Raw genomic sequence first — 24,019 nt, 5'->3', positions numbered from 1 at the left:
ACGTGTGACGGCTCAGACCAGCGTGCCGCCGCCGTCCACCACCACCACCGACCCGGTGCTGTAAACCCCGCGCATCAGATACAGGTACGCCTCTGTCACGTCCGCCGGCTCGCCGACCCGTCCCACCGGCAGCGACTCGGCGGACGACCGGAACAGCCCCTCCCGGACGTCCTCCGGCAACTCCCGCCACAGTTCGGTGCGCACCACCCCGGGCGAGACCGCGTTGACCCGCACCGGTGCCAGCTCCACGGCCAGCGCCCGGGTCAGCGACTCCATCGCCCCGCACAGCGCCGACGCGGCACTCGAACCGGGTACCGGCCGGCGCCCCGCCGTCCCCGTCGTCAGCACCACCGACCCGCCCGGGCGGATCGAGGCGGCGGCGTGCTTCACCGCCGTGTACGCCCCCCACAGCCGTGTGTCCATGAACTGTCGGGCCCGTTCGACCGTCGTCTCGGCCAGGCTCTCCAGCAGCAGCGCCTCACCCGCCGTGTACACCAGATGATCGAACACCCCGACCTCCTGGAAGAAGCCGCGCACCGCGTCCTCGTCCGTCGCGTCCAGGACCCTCCCCCCGGCCCCCTCGGGCAGCAGCTTCAGCGCCGCGTCCACACTCTCCGGCCGGCGCGAGGCGACCACCACCTCCGCGCCCTCCCGCGCCGCCCCCTCGGCGACCGCGAGCCCGATACCCGACGTACCCCCGATGACGACCACACGCTGTCCCCGCAGATCCATGGGAAATCCCTCTCCATACCGATGTTCCATCCCGATCGGACGACTCCAGCCTGCGCTCCTACGAGGGTGTACGTCCAAGTCCTCTTTCGCCCGCGGCGATACCCTGAAGGCATCACCACAGGTGCGCGAGCGTGCCGACGAGAGGGGCGGTCATGGACCTGGATCTGCGCAAGGTCCGCTACTTCGCCGCGGTCGCCGAACTGCTCCACTTCGGCCGCGCAGCCGAGCGGCTGCACATCGCCCAGCCGGTGCTGAGCCGGCAGATCCGGGCCTTGGAGAAGGACTTGGGGGTCGAGCTGTTCGTACGCCACAGCCATGGCGTGATGTTGACCGATGCCGGGCGCCAACTTGTTGAGGAAGCACATCAGTTGCTGGCTGCGGCCGACGGCGCGCGGCGCCGGGTAGGCCGGGCCGCGGGCGGGCCCCGCCGCTTCGTCGTCGGCTTCCGCGCCGGCATCGTCGTCACCCAGGCCCTGCGTGCCTTCCGGGCCGCGCACCCGGACGTCGAGACCAGCGCACGCCGCATCGAATGGGACGACCAGGAACGGCTCGTCCTCGACGGCACCCTCGACATCGCCTATGTACGCGCTCCGTTGCGCGAGGAGGGTCTCGAACTGCGGCTCCTTTACACCGAGTCCCGCGTGGCGATGCTCCCGGCCGGACACCGCCTCGGCGGTAAGCCGGAGCTGTCCCTGGCCGACCTCGACGGCGAGACATGGCTGACCTACGCGCTTCCCGGGCCGGGCGACATGCCCGTACGCACCGTCGAGGAGAAGTTCGAGTGCGTGGCCGCCGGCAGCGGCATCACGCTCGTCCCGCACTCGATCGCCGAGCAGTACTCCCGCCCGGACATCAGCTACGTACCGGTCGTCGACGCCGAACCGGACCAGGTGCTGCTGGCCTGGGCGGCCGGCCGTACCTCGCCCCTGATCACCGGGTTCGCCGAGGCCGCGGCGACGGCGGGGTGCGGCTGAGAGCCTGTCGGGTGGCCAGCTGATCACGCCGAGCATGGGCCGCTGACGGCCCCGGAGTTGTCGCACCGGCACACACCGCGTGATCGGGACCGCCGCCGTGTCCGGAGGGCAGATCGCAACCGTCACGCGTCTCGCGTGACACAGGCACCCCGAAAGCTCTCAGAGGAAGACGCGCGCCACCTCCAGCCACTTCCGGGCGTCCTCGCCGGTCGCCGTCATGTTGGTCTCGGACCAGGGGCGACGCCGGGTGACACACAGGCAGAAGTCGATGGCGCCGCCCTGTACCCGTTGCGCGGCAGCTTCGGGGCCCCACACCCAGGTCCGTCCGTCAGGTGCTGTCAGCTCGACGCGGAAGGGGTCCGCCGGCTCAGGCAGTCCGACGGCGGCGAAGGACAGCGCCCGCCCCAACACCCCCAGCGACGCCACGTGCTTCAGTCGATCCGTCGGGCGGCGTGCCCCGCCCACAGCATCGAAGACGTCCTGCCCGTGTGCCCAGGTTTCCATCAGACGAAGGGGCGCCATCAGGGCCGGGGTCACCATCGACATGTACCAGGGGAATGCGTGGTCCCATGGCGTGTCGCGCAGTGCCGCCGCCAGTTCCGTTCGACCGGCCCGCCACTCCTCCAGAAGTACCGACCGGGGCTTGGCCGCTCCCGCGGCGGCGGCCTTGTCCGCATACCCGCTGCCTTCGGCTTCCGCCCGCCCGAGCTCGGCGCCGAACGCGTCCGGAGTGCGTAAGGCGCTGACTGCGTTCGCGTCCGCCCACGCGAGGTGGGCTATCTGGTGGGCGACCGTCCAGCCCGGTGCCGGTGTCGGTATGGACCAGTCGTCCACTGCCCTGACCAGGGCGTCGAGCTCGTCACTCTCAGCCACCAGCGCGGACAGGACACCGGCGTCATCTGCATCGGGGACGGCGAGGTTGTAGTTCAACATGTGCGCCATGGTGCAAATCCTTCCCGACCAACGGCGGAGACGAAGTGTGCTCTCCCAGGCCATGACCAAGGTCGCGATGATCCGCCTGATGCCCGTCCGGCTGGACGGGCAGTCATCGCGGTGGAGCCATGAATCCCACCGCAAGACCGCGCGAACCAAGACCGCCGAAGACCTCATCATGGCGTAACCAACCGGCCACCCGACACGCTCTGAGGCGGGGCCCAGCGGCGCAGGGGGCGCTCCCCGCCGGCGGGGCCCCGCCGCCGTGCCGCGGGGAGTCGGCCTCAGCCCTGGGCGTCCGCCTCCTGCAGGGCGATGCGGTCCTCTCCCGCGTACACGTTCATCGAGCTGCCCCGCAGGAAACCCACCAGGGTCAGCCCCGTCTCGGCGGCCAGGTCCACCGCGAGCGAGGACGGCGCCGACACCGCCGCCAGCACTGGGATGCCCGCCATCACTGCCTTCTGCGCCAGCTCGAACGAGGCCCGTCCGGACACGAGCAGGATCGTCCGTGACAGGGGCAGGTCGCCGTTCTGGAGCGCCCGTCCGACCAGCTTGTCCACGGCGTTGTGGCGGCCCACGTCCTCCCGTATGTCCAGCAACTCGCCGTCCTCGGTGAACAGGGCCGCCGCGTGCAGGCCCCCGGTCCGGTCGAACACCCGCTGGGCCGCCCGCAGACGGTCGGGGAGGCTCGCCAGCAGCTCGGGGGTGACCCGGACCGGGGGAGTGTCGGCGATAGGGAAACGCGCGGTGGTGCGGACGGCGTCCAGGCTGGCCTTGCCGCACAGGCCGCACGAGGAGGAGGTGTAGACGTTCCGTTCGAGGGTGAAGTCCGGCAATGTCACGTCCGGGGTGGTCCGCACGTCCACGACGTTGTAGGTGTTGGAGCCGTCTGCAGTCGCCCCCGCGCAGTAGACGATGTTCTGTAGATCGTGTGCAGTAGCCAGTACACCTTCGCTCACCAGGAATCCTGCCGCCAGTGCGAAGTCGTCGCCCGGCGTGCGCATGGTGATCGCGAGGGGCTTTCCGTTGAGCCGGATCTCCAGGGGTTCCTCGGCGACGAGTGTGTCCGGCCGGGTGGAGACCGCCCCATCCCGGATGCGGAGCACCTTGCGTCGTTCCGTGACTCGTCCCATGTCCTGATCAGCCCCGGTTCTGTACGTGCTGGTAGCCGCAACGGCCCTTGATGCAGAGATGGCCGTGGGTCACCGGATTGTCGTGCGGTGACGTGACCTTCACGATCTCATTGTCCTGCACATGGAGGGTGAGGGTGCAGCCCACTCCGCAGTACGCGCACACCGTGGACGTCTCGGTCTGCCGTGTCTCGTCCCAGGTGCCGGCCGCCCGCATGTCGAACTCGGTACGCGGCGCGAGGGCGCCGCGCGGGCACACCCCGACGCAGTTCCCGCAGTACACACAGGCCGAGTCGGTCAGCGGGGCATCGTGCTCGACGGCGATCCGCGCGTCGAAACCGCACCCGGCGACCGCGATCGCGAAGCTGTTCTGCCACTGGTCGCCGCAGGCGTCGACGCTGCGTCGCCGACCTCGAAACCCGCATTGCCGATGGGCGCAGCTCTCCTTGAGTGGTCGTGACCACCCGGCGAGTGTGAGGACGTGGTGAGAGCGGAGACATTGGGTGCATATGGGTTCGCGCCGGCATGGTAGCCATTACGCGTCGAAGTTGCCGTTCCAGACCAGGGTGGGGAGTTTGACGAGGGCCTCGGCTCCGGTGACGTCCATACGGTTTTTGACCGGCGCTGGCCGGGGACCGTGGTACAGGTGATCGTCACACTGCACAATGGCCTCTGCAACGCGGGCAGTTGAGTACGGCAGGGGGGAATCGTGCGGGCGGGGGACCATCTCTCCGGTAGGTACAGGCTGGACGTGCGGCTCGGGCACGGTGGCATGGGCGAGGTGTGGCGAGCATTCGACACCGAGCTCGGCCGCCCGGTCGCGGTGAAGGTGCTGCTGCAGTTCCACGCGACGCATGAGGAGCTACAGCGGTTTCGGCGCGAGGCGTCGATCGGCGCCCGGCTCAAGCATCCCGGTATCACGGTCGTGTACGACGTCGGGCAGCACGAGAACCGGCAGTTCATCGTCATGGAGCTGCTGGAAGGGATGGACCTTTCCCAGCTCCTGGCCCGCTCGCCCGGCGGTCTGCCGGTCGCCGAGGCGGTCGGTCTCGCGCTTCAGACCGCAGAGGCGCTGGCCGCCGCGCACGGCGGAAAAGTGGTGCACCGCGACCTCAAGCCTGGCAACCTCTTCCTGCAGGACGACGGCCGGATCAAGATCTGCGACTTCGGGATCGCCCGGGCCGCGGACACCACCGGCAGTATCACGGTCACCGACCGGCTGATCGGCACTCCGGCCTACATGGCGCCGGAGCAATGGCGCGGCGAGCACGTCGACGCGAAGTGCGACCAGTACGCACTCGGCTGCGTGCTGCACGCGCTACTCGCTGGCACCCCGCCGTTCCCCGCCTCCGAGCAACCCTGGGTTTTGATGCACCGGCACCTGGAGGAAACACCGCCCGCTTTGCACACGCTACGAAACGACGTGTCGGCGGAGATCGTCGAGCTGGTTACTGCGCTCCTGGCCAAGCACCCGGACGCTCGGCCGGACGCAGCCAGCACCGTCCAGCGCCTGCACTCGATCCAGCGGCATGCGCCTGGACCGCACTCGACCTCCACCCGGGATGCAACGCCATCCAGCCGTGGCCCCGCACCAGCATCAGAGGACCCGGCCACACCGGTCACCGCCACCGCGCCCAACCACGACACCGCGCCCGCCCCCACCCAGCCCACCGTCTCGCCACCCGCGCCCGCAGCCCTTCGCCACCGCCCACGCCGCCGCACCCTCATCCTCGGCTCACTGGCCACGGCGTCGGCCGGGACACTCGCCGCACTGGGACTGACACTCGCCGACAGCGCAGGCACCCCCAAGAAAGGCGGCAGCCCAAGCCCGGGCCCGAGCCGGCACCCGGCCAGTAGCCCCGGCAGCCCGGTGACGCTCCGAGGCGGCGGCAATGCCGTCGTGCGTTCAGTGGCGTTCAGCCCGGACGGCAACACCCTGGCCAGCGCCGACGACGACGGCGAGGCCAGGCTGTGGAACGTGGCCACCAAAACGTTGGCCAAGACCTTCACGCACAAGCCCGTGAACCCATGGCCTAAATCACTCGCTCAGGTCACCGCTTTCAACCCCGCCTTCTCGACGGCCTTGTCCGTGGCGTTCAGCCCGGACGGGGCCAGATTGGCCGTCGGCAACGGTGACGGGACGGTCAGCGTGTGGAACGTTGCCACCGGCGCCGAAACCACGCTCCCATACCTCGATCCTGTCGAGTGGAATGGCTCCGTCGCTTACGTGGCGTTCCATCCGAGCGGCGGGATGCTGGCAGCCAGCTACGACGCCCCTGCCTTCAGGTTGTGGAATCTGTCCACCCGGACCGCCGGCACACCGCTGACCACCGGCGATACCTCTTGGATCTCAACTCTGGCGTTCAGCCCTTCTGGCACCGTCCTGGCGACCAGTTCCGGCAACGGCAACCCCGGGAACACCACCAGCGACGGACGGCTTCAACTGTGGGACGTCCCCTCCCGCTCGAACATCGCCACTCTCGCCCGGACCAATTCCACCTTGCATTCCCTGGCATTCAGCTCCGACGGGAAGAGGCTGGCGAACCTTCGCTCCGACGGGACACTCACGCTCTGGGACGTCGCAGCCCGCAGGAGCACGGCCACCCTCGCCGGCCCCGGCTCCGAGATAACGTGCATCGCGCCCGGCCCAGGCACCCTCCTCGCCAGCGGAACCAAAGACGGCGCTGTCAATGTGTGGAACACCGCCAACAGCGGGAGCACCGCTGCCGTCACCACCGACACCACAAGCAACTGCATCGCCTTTAGCCCGGACGGCAAGACCTTAGCCAGCGGGGGCACGAACCTCACGATGTGGACGATGACGTAAGGGAGGGTCCCCGGCATTGCCCACACGATCCAATATCTCGACACCGTCGTGCTCGCCCGGGCACCGTGGCGGTCGAGGATGACAGCATCGCTCGCCGGGCTGCCGTGGACGACCTTCACCCCGTCGTCGACATCGACGGGAACTGCCATGCTGTCGACCGCAGCTGGCCGCAAGCCACCGTCCTGGCCAATGCAGCCTGATCCTGCCGCGGGCCAATGGAACCCCCGCCACCAGGCAGCCGCGGCTCGGGCACGAGGCCATTCGAACCACCACGGGCGATCCACCTCGGCCTCCACCGTGCGCGGCCTCGAACTCCTGCGGTCCCGGCCGCACCTGTTCGCCGGACTGCTCGCCGTCGTGGACCTGGCCAACGACCCGGTCGAGGTCCACGACTACCTGGCCTCCTTCGAGCCCCCGGTGATCGACTTCGGCTTCCCGCACGGGACCCACGACGATCCACCCCACTGCAACGACCCCGGCGTGCCCGAGTACGGGCTCTGGATGAGCAGCGTCTACGACGCCTGGCTGAACCGCCCGGACCACCAGCACAGCGTCCGGATGCTGGAGGACATCGTCGCGCTGAGCTCGGGCGTGCGCAGCTCGGTGGAGACGCTCGGGCTGGCTCCACCCACCAGTGTCGTGATCGAGTCCGACGGCAGCATCGAGGGCGTGGACACCCTCCGCTCCGTCGAGGAGGGCGCCACCCGCCTCGGGCTCGACGTCTTCGACGACTCCTTCGACGCGGCTCTCCGCCACCCCAAGCTCCAGCACCGCCAGCAGGAGGGTACGGCCGCACTCGCCGCGGAGTGCCGGAGCTGTCCCCTGGTGGCGGTGTGCGGCGGCGGTTACCTGCCGCACCGCTTCAGCACGGACCGTGGGTACCGCAACCCGTCCGTCTACTGCGCGGACCTGGCGTATCTCATTCGGCACGTCCAGGGTTCTCTACAGCGGCACGGCTGGGCGCTGGATGCTGCCGCGCCAGCCGCCTCCTAGCCGCACCGCCGCCCACCTGAGGCCCGAGGTTCACCCCGAATGAGAGGAGCTGCACGCCGATGACCGTGACGATCCGGCCGGCCGAGAAGAACGACGTCCGACAGCTGGCCGCACTGATCGAGGAGATCGAGCGCTTCTACGGCACCACGGATGCCGACATCCAGCCGCTCGACGAGCGCCAGGCACAGGTCGAGGAGGCGCTCTTCGGGTCGCCGCCACTGGCTTCCGCCCTGGTGGTCGAGGACGAGGCAGGAGACATCGTGGGCCTCGCTGCGTACTCGTTCCTCTGGCCGAGCGCCGGTGCCACCCACTCCCTCTTCCTCAAGGAGCTGTACGTCCGTGACACCCTGCGTCGGCAGGGCATCGGCGCCCAGCTGATGAGCGAACTCCGTGACCTAGCTACGGCACGCCCCGGTTGCACCCGCCTGGAATGGATGACGGACCGGGTGAACTCGGATGCGCGCACCTTCTACCGATCGCTCGGGTTCGAGGAGGACAACGAGAAGATCGTCTACCGGATCGGCACGAGCACGACATGAATCCCGGAAGAGCATCGATGAGGTCTCAGCACACGCCACGGAGTGCCTGGTGCAGGAGCTCGAACAGCGGGAACGAGGACTCGTACTGCGTCGAGGTAGCCGACTTCTCCAACGGGATCGGCATCTGGGACTCCAAGAACCCCCACGGGCCCGTGTTGCTCTTCGACATGTCCGACTGGTCAGGCTTCGTCGCAGCCGTCAGGGTGGGAGACCTCGGCTCCTTGTTCAAGCCGCGTGGGCAGCGAGCATGGTCACGCGATTGAACGAGGTGTCGACACCGATGCAATTGAGGAGGCGGGCGTCACCCTGCAGAAAGCCGCACAGGCTGTCCACCAAATGTGACGACCGAGAGGTGGATCATCATGCCTTGATCAGTGGCTTCCGGGTCAATGCTTGACGAACTTCATGGCCGCCACCGGATCAGGGCAGGCATGGCAGCGTGGTCGGTGCCTTCCATCGTCACGATGACTTCTCGGCCCGTCGCCGTTCCCAGCCAGGTCACGAAGGCGCGAACGGGTGCGAAGGTCGCCTTGTCGACCACGTCGGAGGGATCGAAGGTGAACTCGATCTCTTCAATGTCGAAGAAATAGCAGGTGAACCACACGCCGTCGATGTCGATGGCCAGGCTCGCCGATTCCTCCGGGTCCTGCTCAAGCCGGGACCATACGCCAGAGGCGTCCAAGGCACCGCTCTCCGTGGTGCCGGAGTGCGTCCAAGTAAGGACATGATTCCCCGGGACCGCGGGCAGCCCGTCGAACATGCGCCGCCAGTCCTCGATCGTGGTGTCGAGGACGCTGACGTCCCGCAGTGCTCCATCTGCGACGAAGTCCTCTGCTCGGTATGCCGGTTCGGTCTCGTGCTGTCCCGCCATCACAGAAATCCCTCGAAAGTGAGCTGGCCCCCACGCCAACTCCAGCGGGCGCCCCAGCCTCCGGGGACTCTGAAGTCGCGGGTGATGCCCACGTATTGAGACGACGCCGAGGTGTTGACCTTTTCGACCACATTCGGGTCGGTGAGTATGTCCTGGATCATCTCATTGCCGATCTCGGTCCGCTCACTGTTGGTGAGCTTGCCGAAATTGTAAATATCGGCATGGGCTTGCCCCCGTTTAGCCAGATTGTTCGGGCTCGGGTCGCCGTGTTTCTGCAGTGCCCTACCGGCCGGTGAGAGCTGGCCCTTCCTGGGGCCGGTGGCCGCCTGGGACAAGTCGTCAAGGCCATAGTTACAGGGGGAGAGACCGAGGGGGTCGATCCAGGTGAGCGGAGTGCGCACATAGCCGCGGTGATTGTCGGCCGGCACCAGTCCCAACGGGTCCGCGCTGAGGTACCGGGCCTCCCGGGGTCGTAGTAGCGGTGCAGGTTGTAGTGCAGCCCCGTCTCGTCGTCGGCATACTGCCCCGGGAAGCGCAACGGGCAGTCGACGGGCCCGGCGCCGTCGTCCGGGACAGGGAAGCGCGTGCCCCACAGGGTGGTGCGGCGCTGCCAGAGCAGGTCTCCCGACGCGGACACCAGTTCCATCGGGGTACCGACAGGGTCCGTGACCACGGCGTGGAAGCGAGCGGTGCGCTCGGGGTTCGTCTCCTCGGCCAGCCGCGCCAGGAACGACGCGTTCGACCGTGTAGCCGACGGCTCGTGGCCGGTCTGGGCCACCGGGCGAGGGGTGCCCGGCTTGTAGTCCCAGGTCAGCACTCGGCCGTCAGCTGCGGTCTGCTCGGCCAGAAGAGTGTCGTCCCAGCTGAACTCCGTACGGTCGTGCTCCGAGCCGTCCTCGGCCACCCGGTGCTTCGAGATGCGCCGGCCGAGCGGGTCGTAGGCGTAGCGCCAGCGGTCGCCGTCCGGGGTGACCACCTCCGTCAGGAGATCCTCTGCGTTCCAGACGTAGGTCCACGTGCGGCTCTGGCCGTTCAGAAGCTGGCGGGTTCTGCGGACCAGGCGACCCTGCACGTCGTGCTCGTAGGCGGTCCCGCTCGCCGAGCGGACGAGGGTGCCGACGAACTCGTGCTCGCCGGGCTCGTCGTGGGCGGGCGCGATGGCGTCTCAGCCGATCGGATGGCTCAGAGAACATGGCCGCCAGGAGCCCCGCGACGACTCGACCGCCAATTGGGGTGCCCGGCTTGATCGCTCTGTAGGACTACGTCGGCGAGGTCGTCTGCGGGATGGAGTGACGACGAGCTGACGGAGGTGGCCGTGCCCCAGATCTGGGCCGGGATGGACATCGGTAAGGAGCATCATCACTAATGTGGTGATCAACGAGCGGGGCGAGCGGCTGCTGTCCCGCCGAGTCCTGAATGACGAGGCGGCCCTGCTGGAACTGATTCGCGACGTCCTGGACATCGACCAGGAAGTGCTGTGGGCGGTGGACGTCAATCACGGCGGTGCTGCGCTGCTGATCGGTCTGCTGCTCAACCACGGCCAGCCCATGGCCTACCTCACTGGCCTGACCGTGCACCGCGCGTCCGGCACCTACCGCGGTGAGGGCAAGACCGACGCCAAGGATGCCTTCGTCATCGCCGACCAGGCCCGCATGCGCCGCGACCTGGGCCTGCTGCGGCCCGGCGACGAGATAGCCGTCGACCTGCGCATCCTCACCACCCGCCGCACCGGCCTCGCAGGCGACCGCACCCGCCAGATCAACCGGCTCCGCGCCCAACTGCTGGAGTTCTTCCCCGCGTTGGAACGCGCGCTGGACCTCACCAACAAGGGCCCCGTCATTCTCCCGACGGGATACCAGACACCGACCGCCATCCACCGCGCCGGCGCGAAGCGTATCGAGACCTGGCTGCGTAATCGCGTGCGACACGAAGTCGCTTGAGATGAGTGGCGCTCACCACGAAAGGAGGATCAGCTGATGCTGAAGGAATAGCGCCCGGTCCAGTGCGTGAGGACTGTCCCCGCTTTGGCGTGCGCCACGGGTAACTGTGGGGTGCGAAGCCCAAGGTTCAGGGTCCAAGGGCTCCCGTTCCATCCGGGGGCTACAGGCTGGGGAAGACCGGACGGGTGAAGTACTTGAACCCTCGTTGACGTCTCGTCAGAAGCACGCCCGCAGATGGATAGCTCAAGCGGGTGATAGGGACAAGCTGCTGAAATGCGGCAGGTGCCGTCCAGGGGGCGGTTACTGGGCGGGAACGCACCACCGTCCCCGGGGCATAGAGGGCGCCCTCCCCGGTCGCGTCTCACTCAAGCGGAACGTGACAACCCCGATGGGGTCCAGGTGCTGAACCTGGCAGGCCGACCGTGAGGAAGGCTCCAACCCCCAGCGGGAGCAGGACGACCCGAGAAGCGAATGCCGGTAGCCGAAAGGCAGCAGGAAACCCGGACCGAGTACTGGCTCCTCCGCCAGCGGCCCGGCATAACTGGCCGGATAGGGGCAGGTGCCCTGACCCGAAAGGGTGCTGACGCGGGTCGGGTGAGTCCGTGAAGAACTACTGACCGCAAATTCCGGAACTGAGGGAAAAGTTGGACACCCAGACACAACTGCGTGAGGCTCAGGCCGAGTGCAGCGATGCAGTGGTGAACGGACCTGAGGGCCGAGGCTTCGACTGGGATGCCGTGAACTGGCGAATAGTCGAGGAGGACGTACGGAGGTTGAGGCAGCGGATCTTCTCGGCATCGGAAGCAGGGGACTTGAAGAAAGTCCGGAACCTGCAAAAGTTGATGCTCCGTTCCCGCAGCAATGCTCTGCTGAGTGTGCGGCGGGTAACGGAGGAGAACGCTGGCCGCAAGACAGCCGGGATCGACGGCAAAGTGGTAGTGGCGCCCGAAGAGAAGGCTGAACTGGCCAACTGGGTGCAACAACGCGCGATGCCGTGGTCACCCCGGCCCGTCAAGCGGGTGTACGTGCCCAAGAGCAACGGGCGCCGGCGCCCATTAGGAATTCCCGTGATCGCCGACAGATGCCTTCAGGCCCTGGCGGTCAATGCACTGGACCCCGAATGGGAAGCCTGGTTCGAGCCGAGATCCTATGGATTTCGTCCGGGCCGAGGCTGCCACGATGCCATCGTGGCCATCCACAGCACCGCGAACAAGAAGGAATCCACGCGGCTGTGGGTGCTCGACGCCGATCTCCAATCGGCATTCGATCGTCTTAGCCACGATCACATCCTAAGGTCCATTGGCAGTTTCCCCGCAAGGGAGCTGATATCCCAGTGGCTGAAGGCCGGAGTGATCGAAGACGGACGGTTCGCCCCAACCGAGGAGGGAACTCCACAAGGCGGGGTGATCAGCCCCTTGTTGATGAACGTTGCTCTGCACGGCATGGAAACGGCCGCCGGGGTCCGCTACCGGGAAACCAGTAGCGGAGCCGTCCATACATCACGGGATTCCCCGGTGTTGGTCAGGTACGCGGACGATCTCCTCGCCCTGTGCCACTCACGTGACCAGGCCGAGCAGGTCAAGTCACGGCTCGCTGAATGGCTGGCGCCCAGGGGTCTGGTCTTCAATGAGGACAAGACCCAGATCACGCACCTGGACAAGGGCGTGGACTTCCTGGGCTTCAACATCCGGCGCTTCCGCGGCAAGCTCCTGACCAAGCCGAGCAAAGATGCGTTGCGGCGGATCCGGAAACGGCTCTCCCGGGAGGTGGTAGCCCTTCGCGGGGCGAACGCCGACATGGTGATCAGCAAACTCAATCCGATCATCAAAGGGTGGGCCGCGTACTACCGGATCGGGGTGTCCAAGCAAGCGTTCAATGCTTTGGACAACCACATGTGGAAGCTGGTCTATAAGTGGGCCAGATTTTCACACCCGAACAAGTCGGCGCACTGGGTAAGCGCCCGGTACTTCGGCAGGTTCAACCGGTCCAGGCAAGACAGGTGGGTATTCGGCAGCCGGGAGACCGGTTACTACCTGCGTAAATTCTCCTCGACTCCGATCGTCCGGCATCGAATGGTTGCAGGGAGGGCGTCCCCGGATGACCCGTCTCTGATCGACTATTGGGCCAAGCGGCGTCGCCGCTCAAAGCCCCCGATCAGCACCGACTTGCTGCGGCTACTGCAAGCGCAGCATGGGCGGTGCCCGATCTGCCGGTGCCTCCTGCTGCACACCAACCACGAGCCACAGACCCCGCAAGCATGGGAGCAATGGCTCGGGGCCATCCGGAAGGCGATTCGTAAGTGCGCGATCACCTCTCCGGAGTCCAGCAGAGCGGATGGTCGCGCCGCACGCTACCTCGTACACACCCATTGCTCGCGGAGGCAATGAGCCAGCGACTCCAACTCCCCCGATGCCCTCGGGACTTGCTTGAGCCGGTTGCTTGGAAATCGAGCACGGCCGGTTCTTAGGGGGCGGGGACGCAGCAATGCGTCCCCGCTACCCGACAAGGTCCGAAGCGCCGCGGCTCTGGCCAATGCCGCCCTGGAGGCGGCACAGGCCCAGCACACCGCGCTGCCCGGCGAGACACTGGCCGCCGGCATGGCGGTCCGTCTTGCGAAGTCGGTGATGGCCCTCGACGAGGAGATCGCCGAACTCGATGCGCTCATCGAGGCCCGGTTTCGTGAGCATCGAACGCAACGACGCGCGGCGTCAGCCGTGGGCTTCACGTACGCACGTCGCGTGCGGGGGCCGGGCTCCTCGCCCGCCACCTACCGGTCGACGTCATGTCGACGGTCGACCGTTGGACGCATCCCGCATACCGTTCACCGCATACGGTCGACCGCACACCTTCTCAACTCCCGTCCCTGGCTCTACCGTCCGCGAGCATGAGCAGCCCCCCTCTCGCACCTCCGGGCTGGAGCCGCTGGCTCGTTCCGCCCGCCGCCCTCTCGGTCCATCTCTCCATCGGCCAGGCGTATGCCTGGAGCGTGTTCAAGCCGCCCCTCGAGTCCGCCCTGCATCTCGACGGCACCGAGAGCGCGCTGCCCTTCCAGCTGGCGATCGTGATGCTCGGGCTGTCGGCTGCGTTCGGCGGCACGCTCGTTGAGCGCAACGGGCCGCGCTGGGCGATGACGGTGGCCCTCGTCTGCTTCTCCTCCGGCTTCCTGATCTCCGCGCTCGGCGCCGAGACGAAGCAGTACTGGCTGATCGTCCTCGGTTACGGCTTCGTCGGCGGGATCGGACTCGGCATCGGCTACATCTCGCCCGTCTCCACTCTGATCAAGTGGTTCCCGGACCGGCCTGGCATGGCCACCGGCATCGCCATCATGGGCTTCGGCGGCGGCGCGCTGATCGCCTCGCCCTGGTCGGCGCAGATGCTCTCGTCCTTTGGCAGTGACAACGATGGCATCGCCCTCGCGTTTCTGGTGCACGGTCTGTCGTACGCCGTGTTCATGGCGCTCGGCGTGCTCCTCGTCCGGGTGCCCGGCGCGGGCACCCCGGTCGCGGGCGCGAGCGGACCGGGCGACGCCGGCGGTGTGCGGGTGTCGGCTCGCAGTGCGGTGCGCACGCCGCAGTTCTGGCTGTTGTGGGTGGTGCTGTGCACGAACGTGACCGCTGGCATCGGGATCCTGGAGAAGGCCGCTCCGATGATCACGGACTTCTTCGCGGACAGTTCCACCCCGGTCTCGGCTTCGGCGGCGGCCGGTTTCGTCGCGCTGCTGTCGGCGGCCAACATGGCGGGCCGGATCGGCTGGTCGTCGGCCTCCGACCGGATCGGCCGCAAGAACATTTACCGCGTCTACCTCGGTGTCGGCGCGTTGATGTACCTGCTCATCGCGTTGTTCGGGGATTCGGCGAAGCCGCTGTTCGTGCTGTGCGCGCTCGTCGTCCTCTCCTTCTACGGCGGCGGCTTCGCGACCGTGCCCGCGTATCTGAAGGATCTTTTCGGGACGTACCAGGTCGGCGCGATCCACGGCCGGCTGCTCACCGCCTGGTCCACTGCGGGCGTGCTCGGGCCGCTGATCGTCAACTGGATCGCCGACCGGCAGAAGGGGGCGGGCAAGCACGGTGCGTCGCTGTACACGCTGTCGTTCGGCATCATGATCGGCCTGCTCGTTATTGGGTTCGTCGCCAACGAATTCGTCCGTCCCGTCCATGTCCGTCACCACCATGTCCCCGCTCCGAGGGAGGCCGCGGATGACCAGCGACAGCAGCCCGCCTAGCCGACGGGGCCTGATCGTCCTCGCCTGGCTGTGGGTGGCGGTGCCCTTGGGTTATGGGGTGTACGAGCTCGTGCAGAAGGCGACGCAGCTGTTCACGGGCTGAGGGTCCGGGACGGATGCTCGGGTGTCCGAGGGTCTGAGGGAAGCCGACAACTCGAACGCCCGAATCCTGTGGCCTCACCTGCCGTCGTACCCGTGAGTCACTGTTCAGACTGGTGGATCCCGCTACCCGCACGGCATCAAGGGGATCTCCGTCATGAACGGCTCGCGCATCGCCGCCATCGGTCACTACCAGCCCGCCAGGGTGCTCACCAACGAGGACCTGGCGGGCATGGTCGACACGAGTGACGAGTGGATCCGCAGCCGGGTCGGTATCCGGACCCGGCACATCGCAGGCCCCGACGAACCGGTGGACGAGCTGGCCGCGCACGCCGCCGCCAAGGCCCTCGCCGCCGCGGGGCTGGCCCCCGGCGACATCGACCTGGTCCTGGTCGCCACCTCCACGGCGGTTGACCGTTCCCCGAACACCGCAGCCAGGGTCGCGGCCCGGCTCGGCATCCCGCAGCCGGCGGCGATGGACGTGAACGTGGTGTGCGCCGGGTTCACCCACGCGCTGGCCACCGCGGACCACGCCGTCCGGGCCGGCGCGGCCACCCGGGCGCTGGTCATCGGTGCCGAGAAGATGTCCGACGTCACCGACTGGACCGACCGCAGCACCTGCGTCCTGGTCGGCGACGGGGCGGGGGCCGCCGTGGTCGAGGCGTGCAGGCCGGGGGAGGGGCCGGGGATCGGGCCGGTGCTGTGGGGGTCGGTGCCGGAGATGGGGCACGCGGTGCGGATCGAGGGCACGCCGCCGCGATTCGCGCAGGAGGGGCAGAGCGTCTACCGCTGGGCTACCACGCGGCTGCCCGCCATCGCCCGCCAGGCCTGTGAGAAAGCCGGGGTCGCTCCGGAGGACCTCGCCGGGGTGGTCCTGCACCAGGCCAATCTGCGCATCATCGAGCCGCTCGCGGAGAAGCTCGGCGCCGTCAACGCGGTGATCGCCCGTGATGTCACCGAATCCGGCAACACCTCGGCGGCCAGCATCCCGCTAGCCCTGTCCAAGCTCGTCGAGCGGGGAGAGTTGAGCGGCGGCGATCCGGTGCTGCTGTTCGGCTTCGGCGGCAACCTGTCGTACGCCGGGCAGGTCGTACGCTGCCCGTGACCGGGTGCGGCGGGTGCGACAGGTAGGCCTGTGTGCGAGCGACCGGAAGGTGTATGCAGTGAGCAGGTGTATGCAGTGAGCGGGGGACTGTATGCAGTGGGCCGGAGACTGTATGCAACAAGCCTGGATTTTGTGCACCGTAGACTGTAGACAAAAGACAATCGATACTGAGCGTCCAGCGCCCACGCGCCAGGCCTGCCCAGGAGGGGGACCGTGATGTTCTCGACCGGACTGCCGCAGGGGAGCGTGCCCAAGCTGGATCGCCCGGGCCCCCTGCGCGAGCGCGTCTACGAGGCCCTGCTGGAGCTGATCACCACCCGCGCCCTGCAGCCCGGCCAGCATCTGGTCGAGAGCGAGCTGGCCGGGCATCTCGGGGTCTCCCGGCAGCCGGTCCGCGAGGCGTTGCAGCGGCTCAACACGGAGGGCTGGGTCGATCTGCGGCCCGCGCAGGGCGCGTTCGTGCACGAGCCCACCGAGGAGGAGGCCGACCAGCTGCTCACGGTCCGCACCCTGCTGGAGGCGGAGGCGGCCCGGCTGGCGGCCCTGAACTCCGACGCGAAGGGCGTCGAGGCCCTCTTCGAGATCGTGAAGGAGGGCCGGACGGCGGTCGCCAAGAACGACGTGACCCGTGCCGTGGCGCTGAACGCTGCTTTCCACGCCAAGGTCATGGAGCTGGCCGGCAACGTGGTCCTCGCCGAGCTCGCCGCGCAGGTCGACCGCAGGGTCCGCTGGTACTACACCCCCGTCGCCAAGATGCGCGGCGGCACCTCCTGGTCCGAGCACTCCGACCTCGTCTTCGCCATCAAGGAGCGGGACGAGGGGAAGGCCGGCCGGCTGATGCGCGAGCACACCGAGCACACCCGGCATTCGTACCACCACCGCAACGAGTCCTGAACCGGCCGCCGTAGCTCCCTGCGCCCGCCCCGCCCGTCACCGTTTTCACGGCTCCGCCAGGGCAACCAATACCGGCTGCGGGCGGAACCGTTACATCTGGTGGATCTCCACGGAGAACCCTTCTGCCAGGATGGAGTTCAGGTGGTGCGCATGCGCACCCAGCCATTGGCGAGCGCCTGAGAACTGTGCCGTCAGTTCGACGAGCACGTAGTTCTCGGAACCATCCGTCGACCCACCACAGACACAACAACGCAGGCGCTGGCTCACCACGCCCGTCCACTCCGGTCCGTCCCTGTCCGCTGGCACCGACTCATCAACATCCACGGGGCACATCGTTCCAGGCGCCCTGAAACAGTACCCATCCACTTTGACCAGCGAGATAGGGAACCCCCCGCTCGACGGCCGTCATTCCCCTGCGCCTGCCGTATCCCGAGACGGACCGGTGCCCGCGGTACGGGCGCACCAGCGGGCCTCAATCGACAGCATGGCGACCAACACGGCCACCAGCAACAGGAGTTCACCGTAGACGGGCATGCGGACGCCCGCCGCGGCGGTGGCCAGGGCCAGCGGGGCGGCGATGGCGCGATGGCGGACGGGACGCAGTCCGAGGGCCGTCCGGAACGCGGCGTCGCCCGCGAGGAACAGCGCCACCCCGCCCGCGAGTGCCAACGTGGGTCCCCAGTGCGGGTGTTGGGCGAGATGGCTGAGGGTCGTCTTGATGCCCGCTGACAGATAGGCGATGCCCAGCAGCATCGGCAGGAAGGCGTAGTAGTAGGCGTTCATCGCCAGCCGCCAGCGCGCGGGCGGCGATGTCGCCCGGAACGCGGCCTCGGCGGCCTCCTCGTCGCGCACGAAGTACGTCCACCACAGTGCGACCGACAGTGCGAGTGCCAGAAACGCACCCGTGAACAGGCCCGGGGTGAGCGGCAGATCGCCGATGCCGACCCCGATGGAGATGACGGATTCGCCGAAGGCGATGATCAGCAGCAGGCCGTGCCGTTCCACGAAGTGCGCCGGATCCAGGGCCCCGAGCTGCTCGCGCAGCACCGCCGTACCGCGTCCGTCCCTGCGACCAGGCCCGCGCTCGGCGACGAACGGCGTCACGAACTGCAAGGCGATCGCGAGCAGCCACAGTCCGTCCGCCGCGAGCCCGTCGACCAGCCCGGCGGCGGTCACCGACAGGGCCGCGAGCGCGTTGGTGACGCCGTACCAGATGGAGTCCCAGCCGTGGCTGCGGGTGTACAGGGCGGTGTGGACGGCGACCACGAGCAGGAAACCGGCACCGAAGACCACACCGGTGTCCTGGAACACGCGCGGGATGGCGAGCGCGCACACCAGGAACGCGGCCATACCGCACATGAGGAGCAGCCGCCGCGACGGCCGGTCGGGCGGCACCTGGTTGGTGAGGTAGGCGTAGGCGCCGTACATCCAGAACAGCACGACCATGATCAGTGCCACCCGGCCGGCCGTGGCGAACGACAGGTCGTGCGCGAGCAGCACGGTCAGCTGGGTGAGCGTGAAGACGAAGACCAGGTCGAAGAAGAGTTCCAGGGTGGTGACGCGGCGCCCGGTCTCCCCGGCCTCACCGGTCTCCCCGGCCTCCCCGGTCTCCTTGGTTTCCTCGGCCCGCCCGCTCTCCTCGGGCTGCCCGGCCGTCGTGGCCGACGGCGTGGTGTGCATGCGGTGTTCCCCCTCCGGTGATCGGTGTGCAGATCGTAGAGGGGGAGCCACCACGGGTTCCGCTCAGGCGCGGGAATCGTTCAGGCGGGGATACCGGACAGGTACGCCCTTACAGGGGCGGGGTGACGCGTCTCTGAGTGGCTCTCTGTGGCTCTCGGGGCAAGATTCGTGCTCGGGGGGCGTCGAGTTCGGCGCTCCTGACCCCCGTCGCACCTCGTCTCGGGCCTGCCCTGGTGATCGTCGGGCGTCCGAAAGGAATGAATCGAGCCGCCCCGGCAGGCCATTTCGGACTAGATCATCTGCTTTCCATGTTCCCGTATTTGAGTGTCGTACATCGCGCCATGCCCGCGCCGATGCTCGGCCGTCAGCGTGAGGTCCACCAGCGTGGTCACCGGACCGTCCGCTCACAGCAACGCGTCCGCCAGCTCGAACAACGTGTCCCCGCGCAGGGTCAGGCAGTCGGAGAAGTTGTCCCGAAAGCGTGACGCCACCGCGAACTCTTCCCGCCGGACGCCAGGTTGCAACAGACCCGTTCCTCCACGGCGTTCGTGCTGGTCAGGTGTCTCTTCGGTCGGAGCGAAGGACCAGACGGAGGCCGTGTCCACGTACGGAATCTCCGAACGAGTGATCACGTTCGAGGCATCGTTCGAGGTCAGGCATATGGGAGATCGAGGCGGGACGTCGTTGGTATTCAGGCGTGAACCAGGTCCAGCGCCTTCTTCAGGTTGTACTCGGCGATGCCCGCCATGAACGTAGCCTCAGGTGCCCGGCTCGGCTTCGAGCGCCGCGGAGTTGAGGACCCTGCCGGTGTCATCGCCCCGTGTCTGTTGCTCCCTGGGAATGAATCCCTCGTCGCGCCGAGAGCTGTTTGCCTGATCGCCTGAGTGTGCGTCATGACAATCGGCGTCGGACGAGTTGAGCGGCCACGCGACCCGAAACCAGGGCGGAGCACATGACACGACTCACGTCACCGACGAACCAACGAACCGGGGCAGGAGGAAGAGGAAAGGGCAGATGGCGGCTGCTGCGGCTGAGGAGCGCCGCAGCGGCGAGCCTGCTGCTGCTCGGGCTCGCCTCCCAGGCACAGGCCATCGACTCCACCGTCTCGCTGAACAACAGGCGCACGGGGTGGGACGCGAACGAGCCGGCCCTGTCGCCGGCCCAGGTGTCCTCGTCGGGCTTCGGACAGCGCTGGTCCACCGCGGTGAACGGCGCGGTGGAGGCCCAGCCGCTGGTCACCGGCAAGCACGTGGTCGTCGCCACTGAGAACAACTACGTCTACGGCATCGACGCCGTCACCGGGCAGACGAACTGGACTCGTCAGCTCGGCCCGGCCTGGCCCACCTCGGCGGTCAAGGCCGGCTGCGTCGGCCCCGCGGCGTACAACGGGATCACCTCCACCCCGGTGTACGACCCGTCGTCCAACACCGTCTACCTCACCAGCAAGGTCAATGACGGCGCGGATGTGCAGCACCCGCACTGGTACTTCCACGCGTTGAACGCCTCCACCGGCGCCGAGCGCGCGGGCTGGCCGGTGCGGATCCAGGGCACGCCGACCAACAGCCCCGGCCACCCGTTCAACGCGTTCACCTCCTTGCAGCGTGCGGGTCTGCTGCTGCTGAACGGCTCGGTGTACGCGGCCTTCGCCTCCCACTGTGACACCGGTCCGTACGTCGGTCAGGTGGTCGGGGTGAAGACCAGCAGCCGTAGCCTGACCTTGTGGTCCGACGAGGCCGGCTCCGACAAGCAGCAGGCCGGTATCTGGCAGAGCGGCGGCGGCCTGGTCTCGGACGGCTCCGGTCGGATCTTCCTCACCACCGGCAACGGCGGCGGCACGGGCTCCTCGCCGAGTCCCGGCCCGGGCAACAAGCCGCCCGGCCACTTCGGCGAGTCGGTGGTCCGGCTCGGCGTGAACAGCAATGGCAGTCTCTCGGCGCGGGACTTCTTCAGCCCGGCCAACAACCGGACGCTGGACAGCAACGACACCGACCTCGGCTCGGGCGGGCCGGTCGCGCTGCCCGACGGCTTCGGTACCGCCGCGCACCCGCACCTGCTGGTACAGGTCGGCAAGGACGGCCGGGTCTTCTTGCTGGACCGGGACAACCTGGGTGGCATGGGCCAGGGACCGAACGGCACGGACAAACCGGTGAGCGTGGCCGGACCCTTCGAGGGCGTCTGGGGTCACCCCGCCTTCTGGGGCGGTGGTGGAGGCTACGTGTACACCGTGGCTACCAAGATCGGCAACGCCCGTTCGCCGCTGCGCGCGCTGAAGTTCGGGGTGAACAGTTCCGGCATTCCGACCCTGACCAGCGTGGGCACCAGCAACGAGGGCTTCGGTTATGGCTCCGGTTCTCCCGTGGTCACCTCCAACGGAACGTCCAGCGGTTCTGCGCTGGTCTGGGCGGTCTGGTCCGGCTCCGGCGGCGGCGCCGGTGGTGCACTGCGGGTCTATGACGCGGTGCCCGTGAACGGTGTCATGCATCTGCGCCGCTCCTTCCCGATCGGTACGACGTACGGCTTCGTGGTTCCCGCCATTAGCGGCGGCCGGGTCTATGTGGGGACCGGGGACGGCCACCTGGTGGCCTTCGGCACCGCGGACCCGCCCGCTGCCGGCCCGATTCTGCCGTCCTCCGGCCCGACTCCGCCCTCGTCCGGCCCGACAGGCGGGTGCCGCTGTGAGTAGGTCGGCCAGGCACGGATCCTGAGCCTTCGCCGCGCTCGAATCCCGGCTCCCGGACGCGACTCAGCGGAAGCGTCTGGGGGCCGGGGTGTCGGCCGGGATCGGGTCGGTGACCAGGTGATGGTGCGGCGAGAGGGGGCAGGCCGGGTCGGTGGCGGCCGGATCGCCGGTGAACTGGAAGGCCTGGCAGCGGCAGCCGCCGTGGTCCACCTCGCGCAGTGCGCAGCTGCGACACGGCTCCGGCATCCAGGCGGTGCCCCGGAACCGGTTGAAGGCGGGCGAGTCATGCCAGATCGCCGCCAGATCCCCGGTGACCGCGCTGGGCACCGGCAGACCAGGCAGCTGAGCGGCGGCGAGGCAGGGCAGCACGTCTCCATTGGGCGCGACCACCAGCTGACGCTCTCCCCAGCCGTTCATGCACGGCTTCACCTCGCCGGCGTGGTGATCGGCGGCGACGAGCACGATCTCGGCCCGCTCGATGTGGCGTTCCCGGGCCGCGGCGACGTCCCGCTCGGCCTGCCGGACCTGTTCCTCGCTTGGCGCGAGGTGGGCGCGGTTGCGCCAGGCCCAGCCGTAGTACTGGGTGTGCGCGAGTTCGACCCGGTCGGCGCCCAGCGCTACCGCCTGGTCGGAGAGGTCGCCGAGCCGCGCCAGATTGCTCCGGTGCAGCACGGCGTTGATGGTCAGCGGCAGTCCGGCGTCGGTGAACTGCCGTGCCGCGGCGAGTTTCCGGTCATGTGCGGTGAGCCCGGCGACGGCGTCGGCGCGGCTCGCGTCGGCGTCCTGGAGTGACAGTTGCACATGGTCGAGGCCCGCGTTGGCGAGTTCGGCGGCCCGCCCGGCGGCCAGCGGGATGCCGCTGGTGACCAGGTTGGTGTAGAGACCCAGCCGACGGGCCCGGTCGACGAGGACCGTCAGATCGCGACGCAGCAGCGGTTCGCCGCCGGTGAGGTGGACCTGGAGCACGCCCAGGTCCCGCGCCTGGCCGAGGAGGCGCAGCCAACGCTCCGTTTCCAGCTCGTCACGGTAGCGGGACAGTTCGACCGGGTTGGCGCAGTAGAGGCACTGGAGCGGGCAGCGGTAGGTGAGTTCGGCGATCAGGCCGAGCGGCGCGGGCGCGTGTACGGCGGTGCCGGACGGGCCGGCGGCGGCGACGGGGCGGGCGGGTGCGCCGGTGCCGTCCAGGGCGAGCAGCCGCCGTTCGGCGAGATCGGCGAGCAGTGCGTCCACCTGTTCGCCGTCCACCCCGTCGTACTCGTCGCGGAGCCGGGCGGTGATCGCTCGCGCGTCCCGGCGTCCGTCGCAGTGCCGGAGTACGGTGGCCGCGCTGTCGTTGAGCATCAGCACGCCCTCGGGGTAGACCAGCGCGGCCTGGTTCCGGACCGGGTCGTGCACCAGCCGCACCCCTTTGCGCAGGCCGGGGACCACGGCGGGGCCAGCGGTGCTCACCGGGCGGCCCCGTAGTCGACCGCGTCCAGCATGGCGTGCAGGACCTCGCACTTGAAGGCCAGGGCGGCGATAGCGGCCTGCTGCTGCTCGGCGGTGACACAGTGGTCCAGGACGAGCTCAAGGGTGCGGGCGCTGTCCTTTCGGGCGACCGGGATGCGGCGCTCGAAGTAGGCGTAGCCGGCCCGGTCGATCCACTCGTAGTGCCGCCGCCAGGCGGTGACGCGGGCAGCCATGTGGTCCGGCGAGAACATCTCGGTGAGCGCCGCTGCCACACCTTCGGTCCACGGTCTGGTCCGGCAGAAGTGCAGGTAGCCGTCGACGGCGAAGCGCACCCCACGGGCGACGTGCCGCTCGTCGAGAACCTCCGCGCGGTCCAGGCCGACCGCCTCGGCGAGCACCAGCCAGTCGGCCAGCCCGCCCTCGGTGTCGCTTGTGCCGTCCTGCTGGCCGAGCCGCTCGACCCAGACCCGGCGGACCTCCGGCAGCGGGCAGTTGGCGATGATCGCGGCGTTCTTGCGGGTGAGGCAGAGCTGGTAGTACCAGCGGTTGGCGACCCAGCGCCGCAACTCCGGCGGCGTGCAGTCGCCGGAGTGCAGGCGCTGGTGGAACGGATGGCTGTCCCAGTACCGTCCGCGCAGGTCGTACAGCCTGGCGGCGAACCGCTCGCGGGTCAGCGCTTGCGCCATGGGGCGGTCTGTCCGGCGTAGGCGGTGACCTCGGCGCCGGTGCGGTGGCATTCCACCACCGGGGCCGACCAAGCGGGTTTGGCTGCGGCCCGCCGGACCGGGGGCGCCGTAGGGGTGGGGCGCTGTGTGCGGGTGGCGGTCACAGGTGCCTCCTTGGTGAGCGGGGCGGGAGCGGACCCGCGGGACTGCCGGTGCGGCACGCGTCCTTACGGCAGGACGCTACGAGCCCTCCCGCCCGGCCGCCGGTTGAGCACCCCCGAACGGG

The 24,019-nt window shown here is 68.5% G+C and carries 22 protein-coding genes and 5 pseudogenes; 14 read left to right on the top strand and 13 right to left on the bottom strand.

Annotation, left to right across the window (positions count from 1 at the left end):
* Positions 1–12 precede the first annotated feature (12 nt).
* A complete protein-coding gene (locus tag ACFC8N_RS17650; RefSeq protein ID WP_376288695.1) occupies positions 13–732 on the bottom strand; it encodes an SDR family oxidoreductase in 720 nt (239 codons plus the stop codon).
* Positions 733–884: 152 nt separating this feature from the next.
* Here ACFC8N_RS17650 and ACFC8N_RS17645 point away from each other — a divergent pair, with 152 nt between their 5' ends.
* Entirely contained in the window at positions 885–1,706 is an 822-nt protein-coding gene (locus ACFC8N_RS17645) for a LysR family transcriptional regulator (protein ID WP_376288694.1), read from the top strand.
* 159 nt (positions 1,707–1,865) lie between these two features.
* Here ACFC8N_RS17645 and ACFC8N_RS17640 read toward each other — a convergent pair whose 3' ends face one another.
* Positions 1,866–2,648: a TIGR03084 family metal-binding protein gene (locus tag ACFC8N_RS17640; RefSeq protein WP_376288693.1), complete on the bottom strand. Its 783-nt coding sequence runs from the start codon at positions 2,646–2,648 to the stop codon at positions 1,866–1,868.
* A 52-nt stretch (positions 2,649–2,700) separates the two neighbouring features.
* On the opposite strand from ACFC8N_RS17640, the gene ACFC8N_RS17635 reads away from it, so the two are divergent.
* Positions 2,701–2,826: a hypothetical protein gene (locus ACFC8N_RS17635; protein WP_362820438.1), complete on the top strand. Its 126-nt coding sequence runs from the start codon at positions 2,701–2,703 to the stop codon at positions 2,824–2,826.
* Between the two features lie 97 nt (positions 2,827–2,923).
* On the opposite strand, the gene fdhD is transcribed toward ACFC8N_RS17635, so the two are convergent.
* Positions 2,924–3,772, bottom strand: coding sequence for a formate dehydrogenase accessory sulfurtransferase FdhD (gene fdhD, locus ACFC8N_RS17630; protein WP_376288692.1), 849 nt, complete (start codon positions 3,770–3,772; stop codon positions 2,924–2,926).
* 7 nt (positions 3,773–3,779) lie between these two features.
* Positions 3,780–4,172: pseudogene (locus ACFC8N_RS17625) on the bottom strand (4Fe-4S binding protein); the annotation flags it as partial.
* Positions 4,173–4,478: 306 nt separating this feature from the next.
* Here ACFC8N_RS17625 and ACFC8N_RS17620 point away from each other — a divergent pair.
* The 4 genes from ACFC8N_RS17620 (at position 4,479) to ACFC8N_RS17605 (ending at position 8,391) form a co-directional block, all read left to right on the top strand.
* Positions 4,479–6,596, top strand: a complete 2,118-nt coding sequence (locus ACFC8N_RS17620; RefSeq protein WP_376288691.1) for a WD40 repeat domain-containing serine/threonine protein kinase — start codon at positions 4,479–4,481, stop codon at positions 6,594–6,596.
* Between the two features lie 297 nt (positions 6,597–6,893).
* The gene (locus ACFC8N_RS17615; protein WP_376288690.1) at positions 6,894–7,589 is read left to right on the top strand and encodes a hypothetical protein; all 696 of its coding nucleotides are present in this window, start codon (positions 6,894–6,896) and stop codon (positions 7,587–7,589) included.
* 59 nt (positions 7,590–7,648) lie between these two features.
* Positions 7,649–8,128 (top strand): cyclophane-containing RiPP N-acetyltransferase HaaN, encoded by a 480-nt coding sequence (gene haaN, locus ACFC8N_RS17610; RefSeq protein ID WP_376288689.1) that lies wholly within the window; start codon positions 7,649–7,651, stop codon positions 8,126–8,128.
* The gene (locus ACFC8N_RS17605) at positions 8,020–8,391 is read left to right on the top strand and encodes a DUF397 domain-containing protein (protein ID WP_376288688.1); all 372 of its coding nucleotides are present in this window, start codon (positions 8,020–8,022) and stop codon (positions 8,389–8,391) included. Before haaN ends, ACFC8N_RS17605 begins: the two co-directional genes overlap by 109 nt.
* A gap of 140 nt (positions 8,392–8,531) precedes the next feature.
* Here the strand turns inward: ACFC8N_RS17605 and ACFC8N_RS17600 are convergent, their stop codons facing one another.
* The 3 genes and pseudogenes from ACFC8N_RS17600 to ACFC8N_RS17590 all read right to left on the bottom strand — a co-directional run.
* Complete coding sequence (locus ACFC8N_RS17600) at positions 8,532–8,999, bottom strand: hypothetical protein (protein WP_376288687.1); 468 nt, start codon at positions 8,997–8,999, stop codon at positions 8,532–8,534.
* Entirely contained in the window at positions 8,999–9,436 is a 438-nt protein-coding gene (locus ACFC8N_RS17595) for a hypothetical protein (protein ID WP_376288792.1), read from the bottom strand. The genes ACFC8N_RS17600 and ACFC8N_RS17595 overlap by 1 nt, the downstream gene beginning before the upstream one ends.
* An 80-nt stretch (positions 9,437–9,516) precedes the next feature.
* Positions 9,517–10,071, bottom strand: a pseudogene (locus ACFC8N_RS17590) (RHS repeat protein); the annotation flags it as partial.
* A 243-nt stretch (positions 10,072–10,314) separates the two neighbouring features.
* Between ACFC8N_RS17590 and ACFC8N_RS17585 the strand changes: the two are divergent.
* From ACFC8N_RS17585 to ACFC8N_RS17555, 7 genes and pseudogenes are all read left to right on the top strand, one after another.
* Positions 10,315–10,918: pseudogene (locus ACFC8N_RS17585) on the top strand (IS110 family transposase); the annotation flags it as partial.
* A gap of 665 nt (positions 10,919–11,583) precedes the next feature.
* The gene (ltrA, locus tag ACFC8N_RS17580) at positions 11,584–13,326 is read left to right on the top strand and encodes a group II intron reverse transcriptase/maturase (protein WP_376288686.1); all 1,743 of its coding nucleotides are present in this window, start codon (positions 11,584–11,586) and stop codon (positions 13,324–13,326) included.
* A gap of 117 nt (positions 13,327–13,443) precedes the next feature.
* Positions 13,444–13,626: pseudogene (locus tag ACFC8N_RS17575) on the top strand (IS110 family transposase); the annotation flags it as partial.
* A 197-nt stretch (positions 13,627–13,823) separates the two neighbouring features.
* Positions 13,824–15,161, top strand: coding sequence for an OFA family MFS transporter (locus ACFC8N_RS17570; protein ID WP_376288685.1), 1,338 nt, complete (start codon positions 13,824–13,826; stop codon positions 15,159–15,161).
* Entirely contained in the window at positions 15,136–15,264 is a 129-nt protein-coding gene (locus ACFC8N_RS17565) for a hypothetical protein (protein WP_256255804.1), read from the top strand. Before ACFC8N_RS17570 ends, ACFC8N_RS17565 begins: the two co-directional genes overlap by 26 nt.
* Positions 15,265–15,417: 153 nt before the next feature.
* On the top strand, positions 15,418–16,365 hold the full coding sequence (locus tag ACFC8N_RS17560) for a beta-ketoacyl-ACP synthase III (RefSeq protein WP_376288684.1): 948 nt from the start codon (positions 15,418–15,420) through the stop codon (positions 16,363–16,365).
* 216 nt (positions 16,366–16,581) lie between these two features.
* A complete protein-coding gene (locus ACFC8N_RS17555; protein ID WP_376288784.1) occupies positions 16,582–17,259 on the top strand; it encodes a GntR family transcriptional regulator in 678 nt (225 codons plus the stop codon).
* A gap of 90 nt (positions 17,260–17,349) precedes the next feature.
* Here the strand turns inward: ACFC8N_RS17555 and ACFC8N_RS17550 are convergent, their stop codons facing one another.
* From ACFC8N_RS17550 to ACFC8N_RS17540, 3 genes and pseudogenes are all read right to left on the bottom strand, one after another.
* Entirely contained in the window at positions 17,350–17,583 is a 234-nt protein-coding gene (locus ACFC8N_RS17550; protein ID WP_376288683.1) for a hypothetical protein, read from the bottom strand.
* Positions 17,584–17,664: 81 nt separating this feature from the next.
* Complete coding sequence (locus tag ACFC8N_RS17545; RefSeq protein ID WP_376288682.1) at positions 17,665–18,939, bottom strand: low temperature requirement protein A; 1,275 nt, start codon at positions 18,937–18,939, stop codon at positions 17,665–17,667.
* Positions 18,940–19,265: 326 nt separating this feature from the next.
* Positions 19,266–19,466 (bottom strand): annotated as a pseudogene (locus ACFC8N_RS17540) (transposase); the annotation flags it as partial.
* A 425-nt stretch (positions 19,467–19,891) separates the two neighbouring features.
* On the opposite strand from ACFC8N_RS17540, the gene ACFC8N_RS17535 reads away from it, so the two are divergent.
* The gene (locus ACFC8N_RS17535) at positions 19,892–21,622 is read left to right on the top strand and encodes a PQQ-binding-like beta-propeller repeat protein (protein ID WP_376288681.1); all 1,731 of its coding nucleotides are present in this window, start codon (positions 19,892–19,894) and stop codon (positions 21,620–21,622) included.
* A 60-nt stretch (positions 21,623–21,682) separates the two neighbouring features.
* On the opposite strand, the gene pqqE is transcribed toward ACFC8N_RS17535, so the two are convergent.
* Genes pqqE through ACFC8N_RS17520 form a run of 3 tightly spaced genes read right to left on the bottom strand, consistent with a single transcriptional unit; the run spans position 21,683 to position 23,897 of the window.
* Positions 21,683–23,068, bottom strand: coding sequence for a pyrroloquinoline quinone biosynthesis protein PqqE (pqqE, locus tag ACFC8N_RS17530; protein ID WP_376288680.1), 1,386 nt, complete (start codon positions 23,066–23,068; stop codon positions 21,683–21,685).
* Positions 23,065–23,754 (bottom strand): pyrroloquinoline-quinone synthase PqqC, encoded by a 690-nt coding sequence (gene pqqC, locus ACFC8N_RS17525; RefSeq protein WP_376288679.1) that lies wholly within the window; start codon positions 23,752–23,754, stop codon positions 23,065–23,067. The genes pqqE and pqqC overlap by 4 nt, the downstream gene beginning before the upstream one ends.
* Positions 23,739–23,897: a hypothetical protein gene (locus ACFC8N_RS17520; RefSeq protein WP_376288678.1), complete on the bottom strand. Its 159-nt coding sequence runs from the start codon at positions 23,895–23,897 to the stop codon at positions 23,739–23,741. Before ACFC8N_RS17520 ends, pqqC begins: the two co-directional genes overlap by 16 nt.
* Positions 23,898–24,019 lie beyond the last annotated feature (122 nt).

It is taken from the genome of Streptomyces sp. NPDC055966 (genome assembly GCF_042269865.1).
Classification (GTDB): Bacteria; Actinomycetota; Actinomycetes; order Streptomycetales; family Streptomycetaceae; genus Streptomyces.
The sequence above is the reverse complement of the archived record's forward strand: the minus strand, read 5'-3'. Positions and strand labels throughout refer to the sequence as shown.

Coding starts and splice junctions, on each gene's coding strand:
- ACFC8N_RS17650 (WP_376288695.1), bottom strand. CDS start 732: ATGGATCTGCGGGGACAGCGTGTGGTCGTCATCGGGGGTACGTCGGGT.
- ACFC8N_RS17645 (WP_376288694.1), top strand. CDS start 885: ATGGACCTGGATCTGCGCAAGGTCCGCTACTTCGCCGCGGTCGCCGAA.
- ACFC8N_RS17640 (WP_376288693.1), bottom strand. CDS start 2,648: ATGGCGCACATGTTGAACTACAACCTCGCCGTCCCCGATGCAGATGAC.
- ACFC8N_RS17635 (WP_362820438.1), top strand. CDS start 2,701: ATGACCAAGGTCGCGATGATCCGCCTGATGCCCGTCCGGCTGGACGGG.
- fdhD (WP_376288692.1), bottom strand. CDS start 3,772: ATGGGACGAGTCACGGAACGACGCAAGGTGCTCCGCATCCGGGATGGG.
- haaN (WP_376288689.1), top strand. CDS start 7,649: ATGACCGTGACGATCCGGCCGGCCGAGAAGAACGACGTCCGACAGCTG.
- ACFC8N_RS17605 (WP_376288688.1), top strand. CDS start 8,020: ATGGATGACGGACCGGGTGAACTCGGATGCGCGCACCTTCTACCGATC.
- ACFC8N_RS17600 (WP_376288687.1), bottom strand. CDS start 8,999: ATGGCGGGACAGCACGAGACCGAACCGGCATACCGAGCAGAGGACTTC.
- ACFC8N_RS17570 (WP_376288685.1), top strand. CDS start 13,824: ATGAGCAGCCCCCCTCTCGCACCTCCGGGCTGGAGCCGCTGGCTCGTT.
- ACFC8N_RS17565 (WP_256255804.1), top strand. CDS start 15,136: ATGACCAGCGACAGCAGCCCGCCTAGCCGACGGGGCCTGATCGTCCTC.
- ACFC8N_RS17560 (WP_376288684.1), top strand. CDS start 15,418: ATGAACGGCTCGCGCATCGCCGCCATCGGTCACTACCAGCCCGCCAGG.
- ACFC8N_RS17555 (WP_376288784.1), top strand. CDS start 16,582: ATGTTCTCGACCGGACTGCCGCAGGGGAGCGTGCCCAAGCTGGATCGC.
- ACFC8N_RS17545 (WP_376288682.1), bottom strand. CDS start 18,939: ATGCACACCACGCCGTCGGCCACGACGGCCGGGCAGCCCGAGGAGAGC.
- ACFC8N_RS17535 (WP_376288681.1), top strand. CDS start 19,892: ATGACACGACTCACGTCACCGACGAACCAACGAACCGGGGCAGGAGGA.
- pqqC (WP_376288679.1), bottom strand. CDS start 23,754: ATGGCGCAAGCGCTGACCCGCGAGCGGTTCGCCGCCAGGCTGTACGAC.